Raw genomic sequence first — 18,343 nt, 5'->3', positions numbered from 1 at the left:
CTTTTTATTTTTAGAAATTTTTATCGCGCTAAAATTTCATGGCACATTTGTCTTAGCCATTGATGGCTGGTCTTATGATGACATGACATATGCCAAAATTGTTTTACGCTATACGTCGGAAATGAAATAGGCGCATTAAAAATTTGTAAATTACCGCGCGACAATAATACTTCGCTCAGGTAATAAGGCACAGTGGCAATCGCATCGGACTCTTGCACCACCAAACCCACACCCAAGTAGCTTGGTAAGCGCATGATAATATTGCGTTTTAGATCTAAATTTAACAGCTCATTTTCAATATGATAATGACCAATACCAGCATCAATATCTATATGTGACTCTGCCAAATACTGTTCAATGGTTAAATGATTGGGCGTTAAACGAGGATGGTTTTTCGCGGCAATCACCACATAGTATTGTTCAAATAACAATTGTTGATAAAAGCCATTTTCCATGTGCGGCAAGAAACCAATTGCCAGATCAATTTCGCCATTTGCCATTTGATAACTGGTTTCAGAGGTAATCGGGCGTACATTTAATCTTACATGGGGGGCATGCTGTTTTAAGTATTGTGAAATCTTTGGCAGCAACACTAAATGTGATACATCCGTCATCGCAATGTTAAATTGCTGATGTGAATTCATTTCATCAAAATCGATGGTGAAATTATTAATTAATTCAATTCGGTTTAAGGCTTCACTCACCAAAGGAAAGAGCTGTTTGGAAAGTTCCGTTGGCATCATTTCATTGCCAATACGTAAAAATAACGGATCGTTATAATGTTGACGAATTTTATTTAAGCTATTACTGACCGCAGGTTGGCTCATGCAGAGTTGTTCTGCAGCAACCGAAACACTTTTAAATTTATACACATAGAAAAAAATGCTGAGAAGTTTACAGTCAAGTTCGAACACTAAAATAGAAATCCTGATTTTATTTCAATAAGCGCATATCATCGCTTTTTTTCAGATTTACGCCAATATCAAATTCTATCTTTTTCTGTGATTGTATGTATTTTCTTAAGACTCTAAGCCAATAATTTTCCCTCATGCATGGTGAGAATCTCCGCATCTAAACTTTTTAATTCATCCATATGGTGCGTGACATAAATCATAGGTAAATCCAGTTCATCTTTAATGCGTTTTAAGAAAGGCAATATTTGTTGCTTGAGTTGACGATCTAAACCTGTAAGTGGTTCATCTAAAAGTAATAAATTGGGTGACGACAATAATGCACGTCCAATACAAACACGCTGGGCTTCGCCCCCTGAAAGTTGATGGGCTTTGCGTTGAATCAGATGTTCTAATTCTAGTAATTCTATAATTTGTGCAGAGTGAAATTTGATATCTTGAGGATCTTGAAGTTTTTCTGCATATTTTAGGTTTTGTTGAACATTTAAATGTGGGAATAACAAAGCTTGTTGAAAGACTAAAGCGACTTGCCGTTGATGAGGGGCTAAGTTAATTTTCTGAGATGAAGCAAATAAAGTTTGAGAACCCAATTGAATATCACCCGATAGCGGATTGAGTAATCCTGCTATATTTTTGAGCAAGGTGGTTTTACCACTTCCCGATGAACCGACAATGCCTAAAATTGGGTGCTGCATTTCAAGTTGAATATCTAAATTAAAATCAGCTCGTTGATAATGGAATTTACAGCTCAACATGACTTAAACTCCTAATCGTTTTTGATATTTCTGCAAAATCACATAATTGGCAATTAATGCACTAAAGGCCAACAGGATAGAAAGTGCAACTAAGCGCATTGCCATTTCTTCACCGTTGGGTTGTTGCAGAAATGAATAAATTGCAATCGGTATCGTGCGTGTTTCGTCTGGAATATTGCCAACAAAAGTAATGGTTGCCCCAAACTCACCCAGACTACGGCTAAAACATAAGATGCTCCCAATAATGATGCCGGGAATTGCCAAAGGTAAACTAATACTACAAAACACCCGTATCGGGCTTGCTCCTAAAGTTGCCGCCACTTGTTCAAGCTGTTGATTAATCAATTGAAAAGACAGACGAATGGGTTGTACCATCAAGGGAAAAGCCACAATCATCGAGGCGAGTACGGCGCCTTTCCAGTTAAAAACCACTTGAATACCCAGTTCATTTAAGTAGCGCCCAATCCAGCCTTGTTGCCCAAATAAAACCAAGAGTAAATAGCCCAAAACTACGGGCGGTAAGACCATTGGCATTTGTAAGATGGCTTCTAACAAAAATTTAAACCGAAACTCATAACGTGCTAAAACCCAAGCCAAAGCAATGGCAAAAGGCAAACTCAGCAAGGTCGCAAATAACGCGACTTTGGCTGATAAATATAATGCACTGAGTTCCTCTGGGCTTAACATGGATTCAGTCCTATTGTTTTAAAACAAAACCATAGCGTTGAAAAATTTGCTTTGCTTGACTGTTAGTACGCACATATTGTTCAAATAGTCTGGCATCCTGATTTGCTACGCCTTGCTGAGTCAGTGCAATGGGATAAATAATCGGATGGTGTGAATTGGCTGGGAAAGTCCCAATAATTTTAACTTTCTGGCTAATGAGTGCGTCAGTTTTATAGACAATTCCAACAGCACATTCCCCACGTTCAACAAATGCCAAAGCAGCGCGCACATCATCAGTTCCTACAATTCGACCTTTCAACGCATTCAACCAATTCAGTTTAATTAAACTTTGCTTGGCATATTTCCCCGCAGGAACCGATTCCATTTGCCCTGTACACAGGTATCCCTGAAATGCCCCTGCAAAGTTAAATTGTGGTTTGGCTTGAAACGGAATATTTAATTGACGCGGGCTAATTGTCACCAATTGATTCAATAAAAAAGGACGGACTTGCTTACCGCTAATTTTCTGTTTTTGTACCAGATAATTCATCCAGTCTAGATCCGCAGAGAAATAGATATCGCTACTTGCTCCCGCTTCTATCTGTTTGGCTAAGGCAGAAGATGCACCAAACACAGGCACAATTTTAGTTTTTGGATATTGTGCTTGATACTGTTTGGAAATATCAGTTAAAGCATTGGTTAAACTAGCTGCGGCATAGACTTTTACCGTATTGGCATGTGTAGGAATACTCAAAATAGAGGCTATGACAATCATGAATACATGTTTAATTTTCATTGAATGACAACTCCTCCATTTAGAGATGATCTTATCGTGAAGTTAAAGGAAAAGCCCTTGTACCGTTGATCCTGCACTTAAAACCTGATTTTCGGGTATTCGAATCAAACAATTGGCACTCATCAAATTACTCAACATATGTGATTGCTGTTTCGATAAATTTTCGACCCATAATTGCCCTTGTTCAAAATAAGCATACATTCTTAGAAAACGTTCTCTCGAATCACTTTTAACCGATTGTTTCAGAGTTGCACTGAACCAATTAGGTAACTTGGGCTGCCCTTGCAATGCCTGTAATAAGGTTGAGGCATAAATTTGCATACCAACAAATACAGCAGCAGGATTACCCGGCAGTCCTAATAAATAACAAAAGTCGCCTGATGACCGCTGATATTCTGCAAATAGCATCGGTTTACCGGGTTTCTGTTTCACTTTCCAAAAGATTTGCTGAAAGCCTTGCGCTAATGCCACAGGTCGCACAAAGTCATAGTCTCCGACCGAAACCCCACCTGTGGTCAAAATCACGTCACACTCTTGTTTGAGTTGTTGAATCAATTGTTGTAGCGCCAGTTCGGTATCTTCGACATGATAAATGTTGACGTTTTGCTGCTGTTGTTCAAACCATGCTTGGATTAACGGGGCATTCGCATCAAAAATTTTTCCCGTACTAAAATCATCTATCGATTTAGCGACTTCATCTCCAGTAATGACCACAGCAACTTTGGGAAATTGATAGACCTCAACCTGTTGAACTCCTGCCATCGCCAGTGCAGCGATTGCCCCAACACTTAAATGCTGTCCTTGGTTTGCCAGTAATTGTCCACGACTCAATTCTTCTCCTATATCACGAATATCGGCATGCATTTCTAAGGCGATATTGATTTGAATTTGATCAGGACTCAATGGTGTGACAATTTCTTGCCGTGCAACGGTTGTTGTACCTTCAGGGATTTTTGCGCCTGTGAAAATACGTAGTGCCTGTCCATTTTCAAGTTGCAAGTTTTGATCTTGCCCCGCACGGATTTCACCAATCAATTCAAACTTGGAATTCTCTAGGACTGACTGATTGCTGCATATGGCATAACCATCAACCGCACTTTGACTAAACAAGGGCAAATCAATTTCAGAGTGAATATCTGCTGCTAAGTATCGATTCAATGCCTGTCGCAATGGAATACTTTCACTGGCTAATGCATGAACCCGATCTACAATAGTCGCAAGGGCTTGATCTACACTCATCAATCCTGTTTCAGCACCACAACCCGACATTATTGATACCCTCCTGCATGGGGAATATTTTTCTGTACATCAAACAGATGAATTAATGCAGGTTGAATTGCAATGAGGGATTCTTTCGCACCCTGACGGCTTCCCGGTAAAGTGATCACTAAACTCTGGTCGATATAACCTGCAACACCACGGCTAAGCGCTGCATAAGGTGTGCGTTTCTGACCAAAACTCCGAGAGGCTTCCATTAACCCCGGAATTTCACGTTTCATTAATGGCTGTAAGGTTTCTACGGTAAGATCTTTCGGACCAAGCCCCGTTCCACCCACGGTCAGAATAAGAGGATAATGATTTTTTTGCTGTTCGATTAATGCCAACAGTTGTTCAGGACTGTCTGGAATCACCTGATACGCAATCTCTTTAAAATTGGCTTCCTGAAGGATTTCCAACACATTTAAGCCTGCGGTATCTGGCTTTTTGCCTGCGGCAACCGTATCGGAGAGGACAATGATTGAAGCAGGAATGGCATCTTTTAGCGCGCGAGTATAATGAGACTTGCCCCCTTTTTTCTTCGCCAGTTTACATTGGTCTAAGCATAAATCTTCTGGTTCGCAATGTGGTTTGAGCATGTCATAGAGTGTTAATCCCGCTAGACTCACCGCGGTTAATGCCTCCATTTCCACGCCTGTTGGACCAATCGTTTCAACTGTTGCTGTAATGAAGACATGTTGCTCGAATAGTTCATATTCCACATCTGCACGGTAAATAGGTAAGGGATGACACAAGGGAATCAGTTCATCGGTACGCTTTGCTGCAAGAATTCCTGCGATACGGGCAGTTTTTAGTGCATCGCCCTTTTCAGTATTGCCATTACGGAGCAGTTCAATACAATGTGCAGGCGCATACAAAATACCTGTTGCTACTGCGGTTCTATAGCTTTCGGCTTTCATGCCTACATTTTTCATGACGCTTTCCTATTGCTAAATATTAAACAGAAGCCATTTTTGTTTGATGGTGTGAACATGATCCATGATGAGTATGTGACTGAACAGGCGTTGTTTCGGGGATTACATCCTCATAATCTTTACGGATACAGCAACCTTCTACATATTGACTCGAACCATCTGCATAAAACTCTTCTTTCCAGACAGGGACTTCATGCTTAACCCGTTCCACTGCTTCTTCACAGGCTTGGAAGGCTTCTCGGCGATGTGCTGCATAAGCCATGGCAATAATTGCAGTATCGCCAATATCTAAAGCACCAATGCGGTGAACCACCCGAACATAAGACACTTGATATTTAGCTTGAATGTCTTGCTCAATGGCACGAATCATTTTTTCGGCAACGGGTGCATAAGCGGTATATTTCAATGCTTTGACCGCTTTGCCTTCATGGTGATTACGTACTGTCCCGATAAAGATGCCAATACCACCACATTCAGGAAAATGTTGAATACCATCAAAATCACTTTGCGTTAATGCGGTGGTTTGAACTCGTGGGAAATTTTTCAGGCTCATCAGACTTAACCTCCCGCCACTGGCGATAGCAATACGAGGGTCATTGCATGTTCAATAACGAAATGACGCGGGATAATGTCTTCACCCACTGCGCAAGCACAGCGTTCAATCAGGTTTTTTGCTTCAGGATAAAGTGTCATGACTTGGCTTAAGGCTGCCCCGATATCACTATGGGGTGGGCTGTAAATCACAAGATTTGCAGGCAATAATTTTTCAACTGCACCATAAGCTTCAATTTTAATTTGGATGGTTGAATTTGATTGCAACATATTAACCTCCGATCATGTGCATACTAATTTTTCTATAGGTTTGCTGTGCCTGAATGGCATGAAACCCCGCTTTTTTGTTCCAGATATAAGATTCAAGTTTCTGCTGTAACAGACTTGCATTTTGTTTCGTCTGAAGTTGCTCAATTTCAGTTTTAAGCGCTAGCCCTTGTGTGGCAAATAGACAGTTATAAAATTCACCTTGAGCAGTCAGTCGGACACGATCGCATTCACCACAAAAAGCATGGGTAATGGTGGAGATAATCCCGATTTGATGCCCATCGACCCAATACTGTCTGGCTGGGCTTCGAGTATTGCCTGTTAAAGGTTTTATGCTGAATTTGGTTGCAAGCGTATCTAAAATTTGCTGTTCACTGACCACATGGTCAGCGTTCCAGTGTCGGTCTCCATCTAAAGGCATAAATTCAATAAAACGCAGTGGAATAGCGAGGTCTTTTGCCCATTGCACCAAGGGAATAATTTGATCTTCATTTTTTCCTTGTATCAGTACGCTATTGATTTTAATTGGTAAACCGACGTCTAAAGCCGCCTGAATGCCTTCCAATACAGGCTGAAGTTGTTTTTGGGTGAGCTGAAAGAACTGTGCCGCATCTAAACTGTCTAAACTGACATTAATATTGTCTAGCCCTGCACGTTTTAAATCTTGCGCATATTTTTTTAAGTAATGACCATTGCTGGTCATCGAAATTTGTTTCAGTCCGATTTTTTTCAGCTTTTGTAACTCAGCAACAAAATGCACTACACCCTGACGCATTAAAGGTTCCCCACCTGTAATACGAATATGTTCAATCCCGTTTTGCACCATAAATTGGCAAAACTGAAACAATGCCTCAAAACTCAAAATTTGATGTTTCTTCATCCACTCAGGATGTTCAGGCATGCAATAGACACACTTAAAATTACAGCGATCTGTCACTGAAATTCTAAGTTTACGCTTGCTGCGACCAAATTGATCTATAAATGCAGCACGGGTTTCTACCATAGATACTGTCATGCGTGTTATTCCATGTGGGAATGACCGAGTGCACAAAGATTGTGCTTATTTACTGATTGCACTTTCATTGTGCTAATAACTATGAATTAAGTAGCAATAAGTGTTCCAACTTTGTGCTATCTCTGGGTTTAGTTAAGAAATTTTAATTGTTGGTACTGTTGTAGTTCATCGAGTGAGTTAATACTGTGAAAAAATAGGTTTTTATGATTAAACCTTGCGACTTGAGGGTGCAGTTCAGCAAAACACTTTTTCAGACTGAACTGTTTTAGTTCGATATGCTGTTGTAGTTGCTTTAGTGCACTACGCTTTAACAAACAGAACGGATATAGTGCGCGTCCATTCAGTTCAACATAAGCTACTTCTGCCTGTGCGTTTTTTGCCAGTACGGTGTGAAGTTTCTCAAGCACACGGGATGGAATATAGGTCACATCACACGGAATAAATAGAACATAGTCCGATGAGACATGTGTCCAAGCGCTTTTCATGCCCATCAGTGGACCTAAAAATCCAGATTCCTCATCTTGATAATAGGCAATGCTCGGTACCAATGCGCGGTAAAGTGAATAGTCACGATGACTATTCACCCAGATAGAATTCACTTTATGCTTTAGGGTTTGATGAATTTTTAAAAGTTGAATCTGATCATCAAAGGTTTGTAAAAGTTTATTCATCCCATTCATACGTCGCGCTTGTCCTCCTGCAAGAATGACAAGATCAGTGGCAGGATAAGTTTGAATCATTCCACATCCTCCGTTTGACAGGCTTTAATTAAGCCGCGAATTTCAGGTAAGCAAGAACCACAATTGCCTCCAGCTTTTAAGCAAGCTGTAACTTGCTTTTCATTGCTAATGTTTTTCTCTTTAATGGTTTCAATAATTCGATTTTTACCCACTTTGAAGCAACTACACACCAATGGGCCTTCATTGTTGTTCATCGAAATCGGTTGACCCGCCAATAATGCTTTACGATGCATGGCACTCAATCGCTCACGCTTAAATAACCCTGCAACCCAATCTCGGTCTGGCAATAAAGCACGTGGGGCAATATATAAACTGGCAATCAGAATGCCATCTTTTAAGACGATGCTATGACTGATTTGTGCCGAATGATCATCGACATTTAGCCATTCAAAACTTTCATCTTGAAATGGTAAAAGTTCTTTTAAATGTTTGGTAATGTCATCGTATTTACGGCGATCTGCCAGTTCATAACGAACAGCTTTGGCAGTGGTCACTTTGGTCCACCACACACAGGCCTCTATAGAGGCCTTGACCATAGCGGCGTACTCATTGCGGGCATAAAATACGCCCTGCCATTGCGTATAAAAAGGTTGCAGCATCACGGGTGTGTGCTTAAATTCTGGCTCACCTGAAATAGCATCTACCACAGGATTGACCACGCGACCAATGCGGGCATCTGAAGCGACCTGATCGTTCCAATGGATGGGGGCAAAAACTTGCCCACGACGAATACCTTGAGAAATAGCAGTTTTTAAAACACAGCGTCCCCAAGTCGATGCAACTTCGACCAAGTCACCTTCTTTCAAGCCATATTTCAAAGCATCCTGCGCATGAATCTCACAAAATGGTTCTGCACGATGCGTACTTAAGTTGGCCGATAATCCTGTTCGACTCATGGTATGCCACTGATCACGGATACGACCCGTGTTCAAAGCCAGAGGATATTCACTGGTACAGGCATTTACAGGAGCAATGTTTTCTACAGCAATAAATTTGGCTTTACCATCAGGATGGCTAAATTGCCCATTGGAATAGATCTGTCGTACCGTTTCAATGGACTGCTGTTTATCCCATACTGGCCACTGAATGGGGTTGAGATCATCGTATTCTTGTCCTGTTAGCCCTGTTAAACCTTGTAAATTAAAATAACGGAAGGTCTTTGATTCATCACGTTGTGCTAAGGGTACATTTTCACTGGCTGAAAGTTGTGCATGCTCGCTAAAAATTTCACTGACATTTTCAAAATTAAAACCAGAGAATCCCATTCTTTTTGCCACTTGCGAAACTGTCCACCAGTCTGCTTTGGCAATTCCCGGTGCATCTAAAAATGCACGTTGTCTGGAAATACGTCGCTCAGAATTGGTTACTGTGCCATCTTTTTCTCCCCAGCCTAAAGCAGGCAGTAAAACATCGGCAAATGCTGTCGTATCGGTGTTTTGGCAAATATCCGAAACCACCACAAAAGGACATTTTTCTAAGGCACGTTTGACCTGATCTGCATTGGGTAAACTCACCACGGGATTGGTGGCCATAATCCAAAGTGCTTTAATTTTGCCACTTTCAACGGCTTCAAATAAATCAACTGCTTTTAATCCAGCAGATTTGGCAATGACTGGACTTTGCCAAAAGTTTTGTACCAATTGCTGATGTTGAGGATTATCAATATCTAAATGAGCTGCCAACATATTGGCTAAACCACCCACTTCACGGCCACCCATCGCATTCGGCTGACCTGTCATTGAAAATGGTGCTGCCCCAACTTTACCAATTTTCCCACTATATAAATGGCAATTGGTAATGGCATTGGCTTTATTCACGCCTTGTGAAGACTGATTGACCCCCATTGAAAATAAGGTCATTACTCGTTCAGTCTGTGCAAATTTGGCATAAAACTGTTGTAATTTATCTAGTGTAATTCCTGTTTGTTGGGCGACATCTTCTGGATTTTGTTCTGCTTGGCTGCTCTGCAAAGCAGCTTCAATGCCTTGCGTATATGCATCAATAAAGGATTGATCTGCACATCCATGTTGATGCAAATATTGCAGGAGTCCATTAAATAGAGCGATATCTTGCCCCGGTAAGATTGGCAAATGTAAATCGGCTTGTTCACAAGTACTGGTAAAACGCGGATCAACCACAACCACAAAAATATCGCGTTCAGCTTTGGCTTGCATAATCCGTTGATACAATACGGGATGGCACCATGCTGTATTTGAACCAACCAGAACCACCATATCCGTTTGTTCAAAATCCTGATAACTGGCAGGAACAATGTCTTCACCAAAAGCCCGTTTATGTGCTGCCACAGCAGACGACATACATAGACGGGAATTGGTATCAATATTGGCTGTCCCTAAGTAGCCTTTCACAAACTTATTCACCACATAGTAATCTTCGGTCAGTAATTGCCCCGATACATAAAATGCGATGCTTTCAGCCCCATATTGCTCTATACAGGTTTGGAATTGCTGCGCAATTTGATTGAGTGCGGTATCCCAAGTTGTTATTTTTTGCTGTGTATTTCTTCCGAGCATGGGCTGTAATAAACGCGTTTCTAACCCGATGGTATCCGCCAAATTACTGCCTTTAATACACAATTTTCCATAGTTGGAGGGATGTGACACATCCCCCTCTACACTAACAACTTGACCGTGCGCCGTATGTTTAACATGTGCGACTACACCACAACCCACGCCACAGTACGGACAGGTGGTTTTTGTGCTCACGGTGACTGGAGCAGTCGAACTTTGGAGTTCCACAAATGGAATACTGGTCATACGATGCTCCCTCTTCTTGCCTTAAAACTCATGGCAGCAAAAATATAATGGTTGTTGAATTAGCCTACTTTTTTTAATGCAAAATCCCGACCAAAAAGCAGCTTATTGCGAATATTGGAAATTGGGGTTTGATCTGCAATTAATTCGGCATACCAAGCGCCATCTTCCGTATCTCCAAACAAGACGGCTCCAATGACTTTGTCCTGTTGAATAATGATGCGCTTATAAATTTGACGTTTTTCGTCATTTAAAATGATGTCTTCAAAATCATCTTTAGGCTCAAAATTCCCTGCCGAAAACACATCGACACCACTGACTTTTAATTGGGTTGGAACCGTTGGGGCTTTAAAGGTCAGACTGCCATGTTCTGCCAAGTGACTCGCGCAAATAAAAGCCTGTCCCCATAAAGGCTCGACTAAACCAAAGGTTTGACTGCGATGTTCAATACATTCACCCACTGCATAAATACTTGGGTCAAAAGTTTGCATGGTGTCATTCACCATCACCCCGCGGTTGGCTCTGAGTCCCGCACTTTGTGCCAAACTAATATTGGGGCGAATACCGACTGCAAAGACCACCAAATCTGCATCTAACACGCTGCCGTCTTTTAAACGTACTTGGCTGACTTGACCATCTGTACCGATTAGCTCTTCAGTATTGGCTTCGGTAATAATTCGAATCCCTTTTTGCTCAATACTATGACGAAGCATTTGACTGGCACGATCATCCAGTTGACGTTCCATAATGCGATTCATTAAATGTAAAACGGTAACATTCATGCCACGGCGTTTTAAGCCATAAGCAGCTTCTAAACCGAGTAAACCCCCACCAATCACCACCGCATTACGTTTGTTTTCACAATATTCCAACATGGTATTGACATCATAAATATCACGGAAACTTACGACGCCTTTTAGGTCTGCACCATTTACTGGCGGCACAAAAGGTTTAGACCCAGTGGCTAAAATGAGTCGGTCATAATCCACCACAATGCCTTTTTGAGTATGTACTTGTTTGCGTGGTCGATCTATTTTCACGGCAGGATCATCTGCAATAAAACGCATACCTTTGTCGTGATACCACGCATGTGGGTGCAACATTATGTCTTCAACCGTTTTTTCACCTGATAACACGGGCGATAGCATAATGCGGTTATAGTTGCCCCATGGTTCTTCACCAATCACGGTAATTTCATAACGATCAGGTGCCATATCCAATAAATCTTCAAGACAACGCATACCTGCCAAACCATTTCCAACCAAAACCAACTTCATTTTTTCTGAAGAAGGCCCATTGTTGGTGATATAGGTTTTTTGTGCTGTTGGACACACCCAAACACGGCCATCTTGAATTTTGGTTGGGAACACCAATAGTTTTTGATCTTTATCTTCTAAGCAACGTCCAGTGGCTAAACTAAAATGCTGCTTATAAATGGGCGATGCAATAACGCGTTCACCTTGCAAGTCGCCAATAATGCCACGGCTCATGACATTGGCTTGGCTGAAAGGGTCTTTATTGCTCAACGCATAAACGCGTTTTTCTGTACCAACACGGAACAAAGCAATCGCTTGTCCTTCAACCAAAGCCCCTACGCCCGTATTCGGGGTGATGTCATTTAAATCACAAACTTCAACCCAGTTTTGATCTGGAAGCATATTTTTATCATTTAAAATGGTCATTTGAGTTCTCCTTATTATGCTTCAACCATTGGAATACGGTCTTCAGCGCGTTCTGCGCTGTTTAATGGGCGAATTTGTCCGCGTTCTTGAGTAAATTGAATATGTGGATCAGCTTGCTGTTCAGCATTGGCATTGATATAGGTTTGGAAACGTTTACGAATTTCAGGGTTCTCAACTGCGGTACGCCATTCATCTTGATAAGTCCCAACAATGTGCTGCATACGACGTTCAAGTTCTGTGGCTAAACCCAGTGAATCTTCAATAATCACGGATTTTAAATAGTCTAAACCACCTTCCATGTTGTCGCGCCATACACTGGTACGTTGTAAACGATCCGCTGTTTGAATGTAGAACATAAAGAAACGGTCGATATAACGAATTAGAGTTTCGGTATCCAAGTCAGATGCAATCAATTCTGCATGGCGTGGTTTCATGCCACCATTACCACAGACATAGAGGTTCCAACCTTTTTCAGTGGCAATCACGCCAACATCTTTACCTTGAGCTTCTGCACACTCACGGGTACAACCCGAAACTGCCATTTTTAATTTATGTGGGGAGCGTAAACCCTTGTAGCGGTTTTCGAGGAAAATGGCCAAACCGACTGAATCATCCACACCATAACGGCACCATGTACTGCCAACACAAGATTTAACCGTACGTAATGATTTGCCGTAAGCATGACCAGATTCAAAACCTGCGGCATTCAACTCTTCCCAAATCAACGGCAATTGATGCACTTGCGCGCCAAACATATCAACACGTTGCCCGCCCGTAATTTTGGTGTACAGGTTGTATTTTTTGGCAATTTGACCTACAGCAATTAAGCCATCTGGCGTGACTTCACCCCCTGCCATACGTGGTACAACGGAGTAAGAACCATCTTTTTGGATGTTTCCTAAGTAGTAGTCGTTACTGTCTTGTAAACCTGCATGACTTGGTTCAAGTACGAAATCATTCCAGCAAGATGCCAAGATGTTTGCAGCCGTTGGTTTGCAAATATCACAGCCCAAACCATGTCCATGCTGATGAATCAAATCGTCAAAGGTTTTAATTTCATTCACACGAACCAAGTGATACAGCTCTTGGCGGGAGTATGGGAAGTGTTCGCAAATATGATTATTGACCGTGACGCCTTGACGTTGTAATTCAGACTTCAATACCTGCGTTACTAAAGGAGCACACCCCCCACAAGCTGTCGCAGCTTTGGTACATTTCTTTAACGCACCCAAAGAGGTCGAGCCGTCACTAATGGCTTGGCAAATATCGGCTTTCGACACGTTATTACATGAACAGATGGTGGCACTGTCTGGCAGTAAATCGACACCGCTACCGCCTGCTTTGGCGCCTGAGTCCGTAAACCCTGGCATGATGAGGCTTTCAGGTACTTCGGGTAATGCCAGACCGTTCAGCATCATTTGTAGCAAGTCGCTATATTCTTTGGCATCACCCACCAATACAGCACCCAAAAGTTGGGTTTTTTCTGCATTGACTACGATTTTTTTATATACCAATGCAGCTTCATCGGCATAGAAATAGCTTAACGAATTTGGAGTCATGGCATGTGCATCACCGATAGATGCGACATCTACCCCCATCAACTTCAATTTAGTGCTCATGTCTGCACCAGCGAAAATATTGCATTCTTGCTGCATCACATGCTTGGCTGCAATACGTGCCATGTCATAGCCCGGTGCCACTAAACCAAAGATTTTATTGTTCCAAAGCGCACACTCACCAATGGCATAAATATCTTCATCACTGGTTTGGCAATAATCATTAATCACAATACCGCCACGTTCACCAATGGCTAAACCACTTAAACGTGCAAGTTCATCGCGTGGGCGAATACCTGCCGAGAATAAAACGATATCCGTTTCGAGTTCTGAGCCATCGCCAAATTTCATTACATGAACTGCGGATGACCCATCTTCAATACATTGGGTGGCTTTTTGGGTATGAACTTTAACCCCGAGGTTTTCAATTTTAGTGCGTAGTACTTTGCCGCCTAAGTCATCAATTTGCACGGCCATTAAGCGTGGCGCAAATTCCACCACATGCGTTTCTAGGTTCAGGTCACAAAGTGCCTTTGCGGCTTCTAGTCCCAATAAGCCACCACCAATCACCACCCCTGTTTTTGCATTTAAACTGGCAGCTTTAATGGCATCTAAGTCTTCAATGGTACGGTAAACAAAACAGTTTTGACGTTCATTACCCGGAATTGGCGGTACAAAAGCATAAGAACCTGTGGCTAAAACCAATTTGTCATAGCTAAGTGTTTCACCATGATTGGTGGTCACCAATTTATTTTCTGGATCAATTGCAGTCGCTTTGGTATTTAAACGTAGGTCAATTCCATAGGCATCGGCAAAGTCTGCACGTGCAAGTGATAAATCTTTGGCAGTTTTACCAGAAAAGTATTCGGTTAAATGCACACGGTCATACGCCAAACGTGGTTCTTCTGCCAAAATGGTAATTTCTACTTCGTCACCTGCCTGCTCAAGTACACTCTCAATGAACTTGTGCCCGACCATACCGTGACCAATCATAAGTAGTTTCATATTCTTTCTCCTTAATTTTTTTTACTTATGCCATGTTGTTACGATCAAGCACGGCTTGTTCAAATAGACGTTGTTCTTTCTCTTTATGTTCAACCGAAAAGCGAATCATGAGCACAAAACTTGCTGCAATCACCACCAGTCCACCCAGAACCATGAGGCAAGTTTGAATATCTAAGACACCTTTGAGGAGGAAACCTGCTGCAACCGCACCCACGTTGCCGCCTGCGCCAATAATGCCTGCAACCCCGCCTAAGGCATCACGATCAATAAATGGCACCAATGCATAGGTTGCGCCGCAAGCCATGTGGGTAAACAAAGCAAATACTGTCATGGTTAAAATGGCCAATATCGCAGTGTTCATTTGTGAGAATACAATTAGGAACAGACCTTCCATAAGGATCATGCCGAATAAGACTTTAGTACGACCATCCAAACCCTTTTTGGTTGCCACTTTGTCAGAAATAATGCCACCCAAAGCACGAGCAAACAGTGCCAAAAGTCCGAAAATACCCGCAGCCAAACCTGCTTCTTTTAGTCCAAAGCCAAAGTTTTCCACGTAGTACATGGCGACGATGTTATGAATAAAAATTTCGATACCAAAGCATGCCGCGTAAGAGCCAAATAGAATCCAGACACGATAGTTACGGGCTGCATGCATTAAGATGTTTAAGCCACCTTTTTTCTCGCTACCAACTTGAATGCCTTGAGCGCGTAATTCTTTAAAGTTGCCTTGCGGACAATCTTGTGTGTATTTCCAGTACAGCCCGCCCACAATCAACATCATGACGCCAGGAACCAGTAAGGCAATTCTCCAACCCATAGCTTGTTCTACACCGAACATCACTAAAGCTGAAAGTAGCAGTGGCATTAAAGCTTGTGTGGCACCGCCCCCCGCATTTCCCCAACCCGCAGTAGTTGCATTTGCAGTCCCGACAACATTCGGGGCAAACATAATGCTGGTATGGTATTGAGTGATGACGAAACTTGCGCCAATTGCACCGATGAGCAGCCTAAAGAATAAAAAAGATTCATAACTGTTGGCCGATGCAACACCAAATACAGGAATGCTGCCAAGAATAAGTAATGCAGTATAAGTTTTGCGTGGACCGTATTTGTCACAGAGTGGACCAACAATCAAGCGAACCAAAATCGTAATCGCAACGGCTGCAATATTAATATTCGCGATTTGATCTTTAGTCAGATGGAATTCGCCTGCAATCACAGGCATGAGTGGTGCACAGGCAAACCATGCAAAAAAACAGACAAAAAAGGCGAGCCAACTCATGTGGAAGGCCCGCATCGCTGAAGTCTTAAAATTAAAAAGACTTATTGTTGTGGCTTTTTTCTCATATAAATTTGAAGACATAACCCTCTCCTTCCTGAACTGAACGTATATAAATTCCCACTCGGCAGAGTGATCTGCTTTACAGGTCGATCAGAACGGACATCGTTGGCCGTCTTGCAAATTTTTAAGAGTCGTCTTTGACTCATAAGGGATAATGCAATTGCTATGCCAATATTAATACCATTAACTTAAGTTGCTGTTTTATTTTTATAAATTTATAAATAACTATGTTTTCTTATATTAAAGCTGAAATTATGTTCAATCTCAAGTATTGGATAATTACTAGAAAAACATCGGAATTTGAGCTTCTGCCACTAAATTGCACATTTTGCTTTGTAATGGTGCACAGATAAATTTTAGGATGTGCTTATTTGTATTGTTTTGTATGTTTAATCACCAAAATGGTACATCGGCATGTTTATTGCTTGTTAATGCTACAAAATAAACATCAGTTCTGCCCTGATTAGCAGCCCAATAGCGATAGCTCAAATATGCCAAAGCTTAAAATTGCCCTGATTGATGATGATCAAGATCGTGCCAACTATATAAAAGATTCACTGCTTCAGCACGATTTTGACGTGGTGGCCTGCTTAACCATCGATCATTTAAATATGTTCAAATTAGAGCACTTACAGGCCGATGTCATTTTGCTGGATATGGATCATCCACACCGTGACATTATTGAAAGTTGTGTGAGCCAGTTTGATTTACCTACGGTGCTGTTTACCCAAAACAGCCAAAAAGAGATGATTAAAAGTGCCATTGATGCTGGAATTACCGCTTATATTGTCGATGGTATTGATCCTGCAAAATTGGACAGTATTTTAGAGATCTCTATTGAGCAATTCAAAAAGCATAAGAAATTACTGACAGATTTAAAGGAAACCCAGAATAAACTGGCAGATCGTAAAGATGTCGAGAAAGCCAAAGTTCTTTTGATGCAACTGCATCAACTCACTGAAGATCAAGCATTTCAATTACTCCGTAAAAATGCCATGAGCCATCGAATTACTATGGGAGAAATGGCACGTCGCCTTCTCGATGCGCAAGAATTACTACAAACCAAGTTGAAGGATTAAGCCATGTCTACATTAGAAAAAACACATATTCAACTTGGCTATATTCCATTGCTTGATTGTATTTCTATACTTTGGGCAAAACATCGTGGTTATTTTGATGAGCTTGGATTAGATGTCACACTGGTTAAAGAAGCCTCTTGGGCCAGTCTGCGAGACCGTTTGGCTTTTGGATTATTAGATGCAGCACACTGTTTATCAGGTATTTTACCCGCAGCCTCAATAGGCACAGATCATATTGGCATTCCGTTTCAAACACCTTTGGTTTTAAGTGTAAATCGCGCTTATATCAGTTTAAGTCAGAAATTATGTTTTGATCTGGGCATTACCCATAACGACACCGCAACGGAAGTCGCGGCTAAAGTTGTTACAGCGATTCAAAACGGACAAAATATTCAATTGGCACATGTATTTGCCAATTCCATTCATCATTTTTGCATTCGTGAATGGCTCGCATTGGCAGATGCAGAATTAGCCCAAAGCATTAAACTCAGAATTTTACCGCCACCTTATATGGTAGAAGCATTGAGCAATAATGTGATTGATGGTTTCTGTGTCGGGGAGCCTTGGAATACTCAAGGTGAAGTCTTGGGATTGAGTCAGATCGTGGCTTCTAGCCAGAATATCATTCCTGAAATTGCCGATAAAGTGTTAGCTGTGACCAAAGAATGGGCTACAGCACATCCGAATACCTTACAAGCAATTACTCAAGCCATTGAAAAAGCCCAGCGTGAAATCAAAACCATGCAGAATTTTAGCCAAATTTGGGCATTATTAACTGAATATGAAGTTTTACAATTTGAATGTTCAGATCGTATCCATGTTCAAGAATTTTATAAAATTCAAAATATTATTCGAAATTTCATACATGATACAGCCATCCCTAAAGTTGAAGATTTTGAATGGCTGATTCAGCAAATGGCGAAATGGAGCAATGTTCAAGTGGATCATGCTGAGCTTAAAAACTTAAGTCAGCAATGTATCATTCAACTTTAGCTTTTATGGCTTAGA

16 protein-coding genes are annotated in these 18,343 nt (G+C 41.5%); 2 read left to right on the top strand and 14 right to left on the bottom strand.

Annotated features, from left to right (window positions below):
* Positions 1–20: 20 nt before the first annotated feature.
* The 14 genes from M5E07_RS08140 to M5E07_RS08075 form a co-directional block, all read right to left on the bottom strand.
* Entirely contained in the window at positions 21–914 is an 894-nt protein-coding gene (locus tag M5E07_RS08140; RefSeq protein ID WP_016168010.1) for a LysR substrate-binding domain-containing protein, read from the bottom strand.
* A gap of 113 nt (positions 915–1,027) precedes the next feature.
* Positions 1,028–1,666 carry an ATP-binding cassette domain-containing protein gene (locus tag M5E07_RS08135; RefSeq protein ID WP_252223606.1) on the bottom strand — a complete coding sequence of 213 codons (639 nt, stop codon included), beginning with the start codon at positions 1,664–1,666 and terminating at the stop codon, positions 1,028–1,030.
* 3 nt (positions 1,667–1,669) lie between these two features.
* Complete coding sequence (modB, locus tag M5E07_RS08130) at positions 1,670–2,353, bottom strand: molybdate ABC transporter permease subunit (protein ID WP_252223605.1); 684 nt, start codon at positions 2,351–2,353, stop codon at positions 1,670–1,672.
* A 10-nt stretch (positions 2,354–2,363) separates the two neighbouring features.
* Positions 2,364–3,128: a molybdate ABC transporter substrate-binding protein gene (gene modA / locus M5E07_RS08125; protein WP_252223604.1), complete on the bottom strand. Its 765-nt coding sequence runs from the start codon at positions 3,126–3,128 to the stop codon at positions 2,364–2,366.
* Positions 3,129–3,170: 42 nt separating this feature from the next.
* Positions 3,171–4,397, bottom strand: a complete 1,227-nt coding sequence (locus M5E07_RS08120; RefSeq protein WP_252223603.1) for a molybdopterin molybdotransferase MoeA — start codon at positions 4,395–4,397, stop codon at positions 3,171–3,173.
* Complete coding sequence (moaCB, locus tag M5E07_RS08115) at positions 4,397–5,320, bottom strand: bifunctional molybdenum cofactor biosynthesis protein MoaC/MoaB (RefSeq protein ID WP_252223602.1); 924 nt, start codon at positions 5,318–5,320, stop codon at positions 4,397–4,399. The genes M5E07_RS08120 and moaCB overlap by 1 nt, the downstream gene beginning before the upstream one ends.
* 22 nt (positions 5,321–5,342) lie before the next feature.
* On the bottom strand, positions 5,343–5,873 hold the full coding sequence (locus M5E07_RS08110) for a molybdenum cofactor biosynthesis protein MoaE (protein WP_416252178.1): 531 nt from the start codon (positions 5,871–5,873) through the stop codon (positions 5,343–5,345).
* A 5-nt stretch (positions 5,874–5,878) separates the two neighbouring features.
* Entirely contained in the window at positions 5,879–6,142 is a 264-nt protein-coding gene (locus M5E07_RS08105; RefSeq protein ID WP_252223601.1) for a MoaD/ThiS family protein, read from the bottom strand.
* A 1-nt stretch (position 6,143) separates the two neighbouring features.
* Positions 6,144–7,154 carry a GTP 3',8-cyclase MoaA gene (gene moaA / locus M5E07_RS08100; RefSeq protein ID WP_252223599.1) on the bottom strand — a complete coding sequence of 337 codons (1,011 nt, stop codon included), beginning with the start codon at positions 7,152–7,154 and terminating at the stop codon, positions 6,144–6,146.
* A gap of 128 nt (positions 7,155–7,282) precedes the next feature.
* Positions 7,283–7,894, bottom strand: a complete 612-nt coding sequence (mobA, locus tag M5E07_RS08095) for a molybdenum cofactor guanylyltransferase (RefSeq protein ID WP_252223597.1) — start codon at positions 7,892–7,894, stop codon at positions 7,283–7,285.
* Complete coding sequence (locus tag M5E07_RS08090) at positions 7,891–10,671, bottom strand: nitrate reductase (RefSeq protein WP_252223595.1); 2,781 nt, start codon at positions 10,669–10,671, stop codon at positions 7,891–7,893. Before M5E07_RS08090 ends, mobA begins: the two co-directional genes overlap by 4 nt.
* Positions 10,672–10,730: 59 nt before the next feature.
* Positions 10,731–12,350: a nitrite reductase small subunit NirD gene (gene nirD / locus M5E07_RS08085; protein ID WP_252223593.1), complete on the bottom strand. Its 1,620-nt coding sequence runs from the start codon at positions 12,348–12,350 to the stop codon at positions 10,731–10,733.
* Positions 12,351–12,364: 14 nt separating this feature from the next.
* Positions 12,365–14,911, bottom strand: a complete 2,547-nt coding sequence (nirB, locus tag M5E07_RS08080) for a nitrite reductase large subunit NirB (protein WP_252223591.1) — start codon at positions 14,909–14,911, stop codon at positions 12,365–12,367.
* A gap of 25 nt (positions 14,912–14,936) precedes the next feature.
* Positions 14,937–16,277 (bottom strand): MFS transporter, encoded by a 1,341-nt coding sequence (locus tag M5E07_RS08075; RefSeq protein WP_252223589.1) that lies wholly within the window; start codon positions 16,275–16,277, stop codon positions 14,937–14,939.
* Positions 16,278–16,747: 470 nt separating this feature from the next.
* Here M5E07_RS08075 and M5E07_RS08070 point away from each other — a divergent pair, with 470 nt between their 5' ends.
* Positions 16,748–17,335, top strand: coding sequence for an ANTAR domain-containing response regulator (locus M5E07_RS08070; RefSeq protein WP_116761208.1), 588 nt, complete (start codon positions 16,748–16,750; stop codon positions 17,333–17,335).
* A gap of 3 nt (positions 17,336–17,338) precedes the next feature.
* Positions 17,339–18,328, top strand: a complete 990-nt coding sequence (locus M5E07_RS08065) for an ABC transporter substrate-binding protein (protein ID WP_252223587.1) — start codon at positions 17,339–17,341, stop codon at positions 18,326–18,328.
* The last annotated feature ends 15 nt before the right edge of the window (positions 18,329–18,343 follow it).

This window comes from Acinetobacter tibetensis (assembly GCF_023824315.1).
Taxonomy (GTDB): domain Bacteria; phylum Pseudomonadota; class Gammaproteobacteria; order Pseudomonadales; family Moraxellaceae; genus Acinetobacter; species Acinetobacter tibetensis.
The sequence above is the reverse complement of the archived record's forward strand: the minus strand, read 5'-3'. Positions and strand labels throughout refer to the sequence as shown.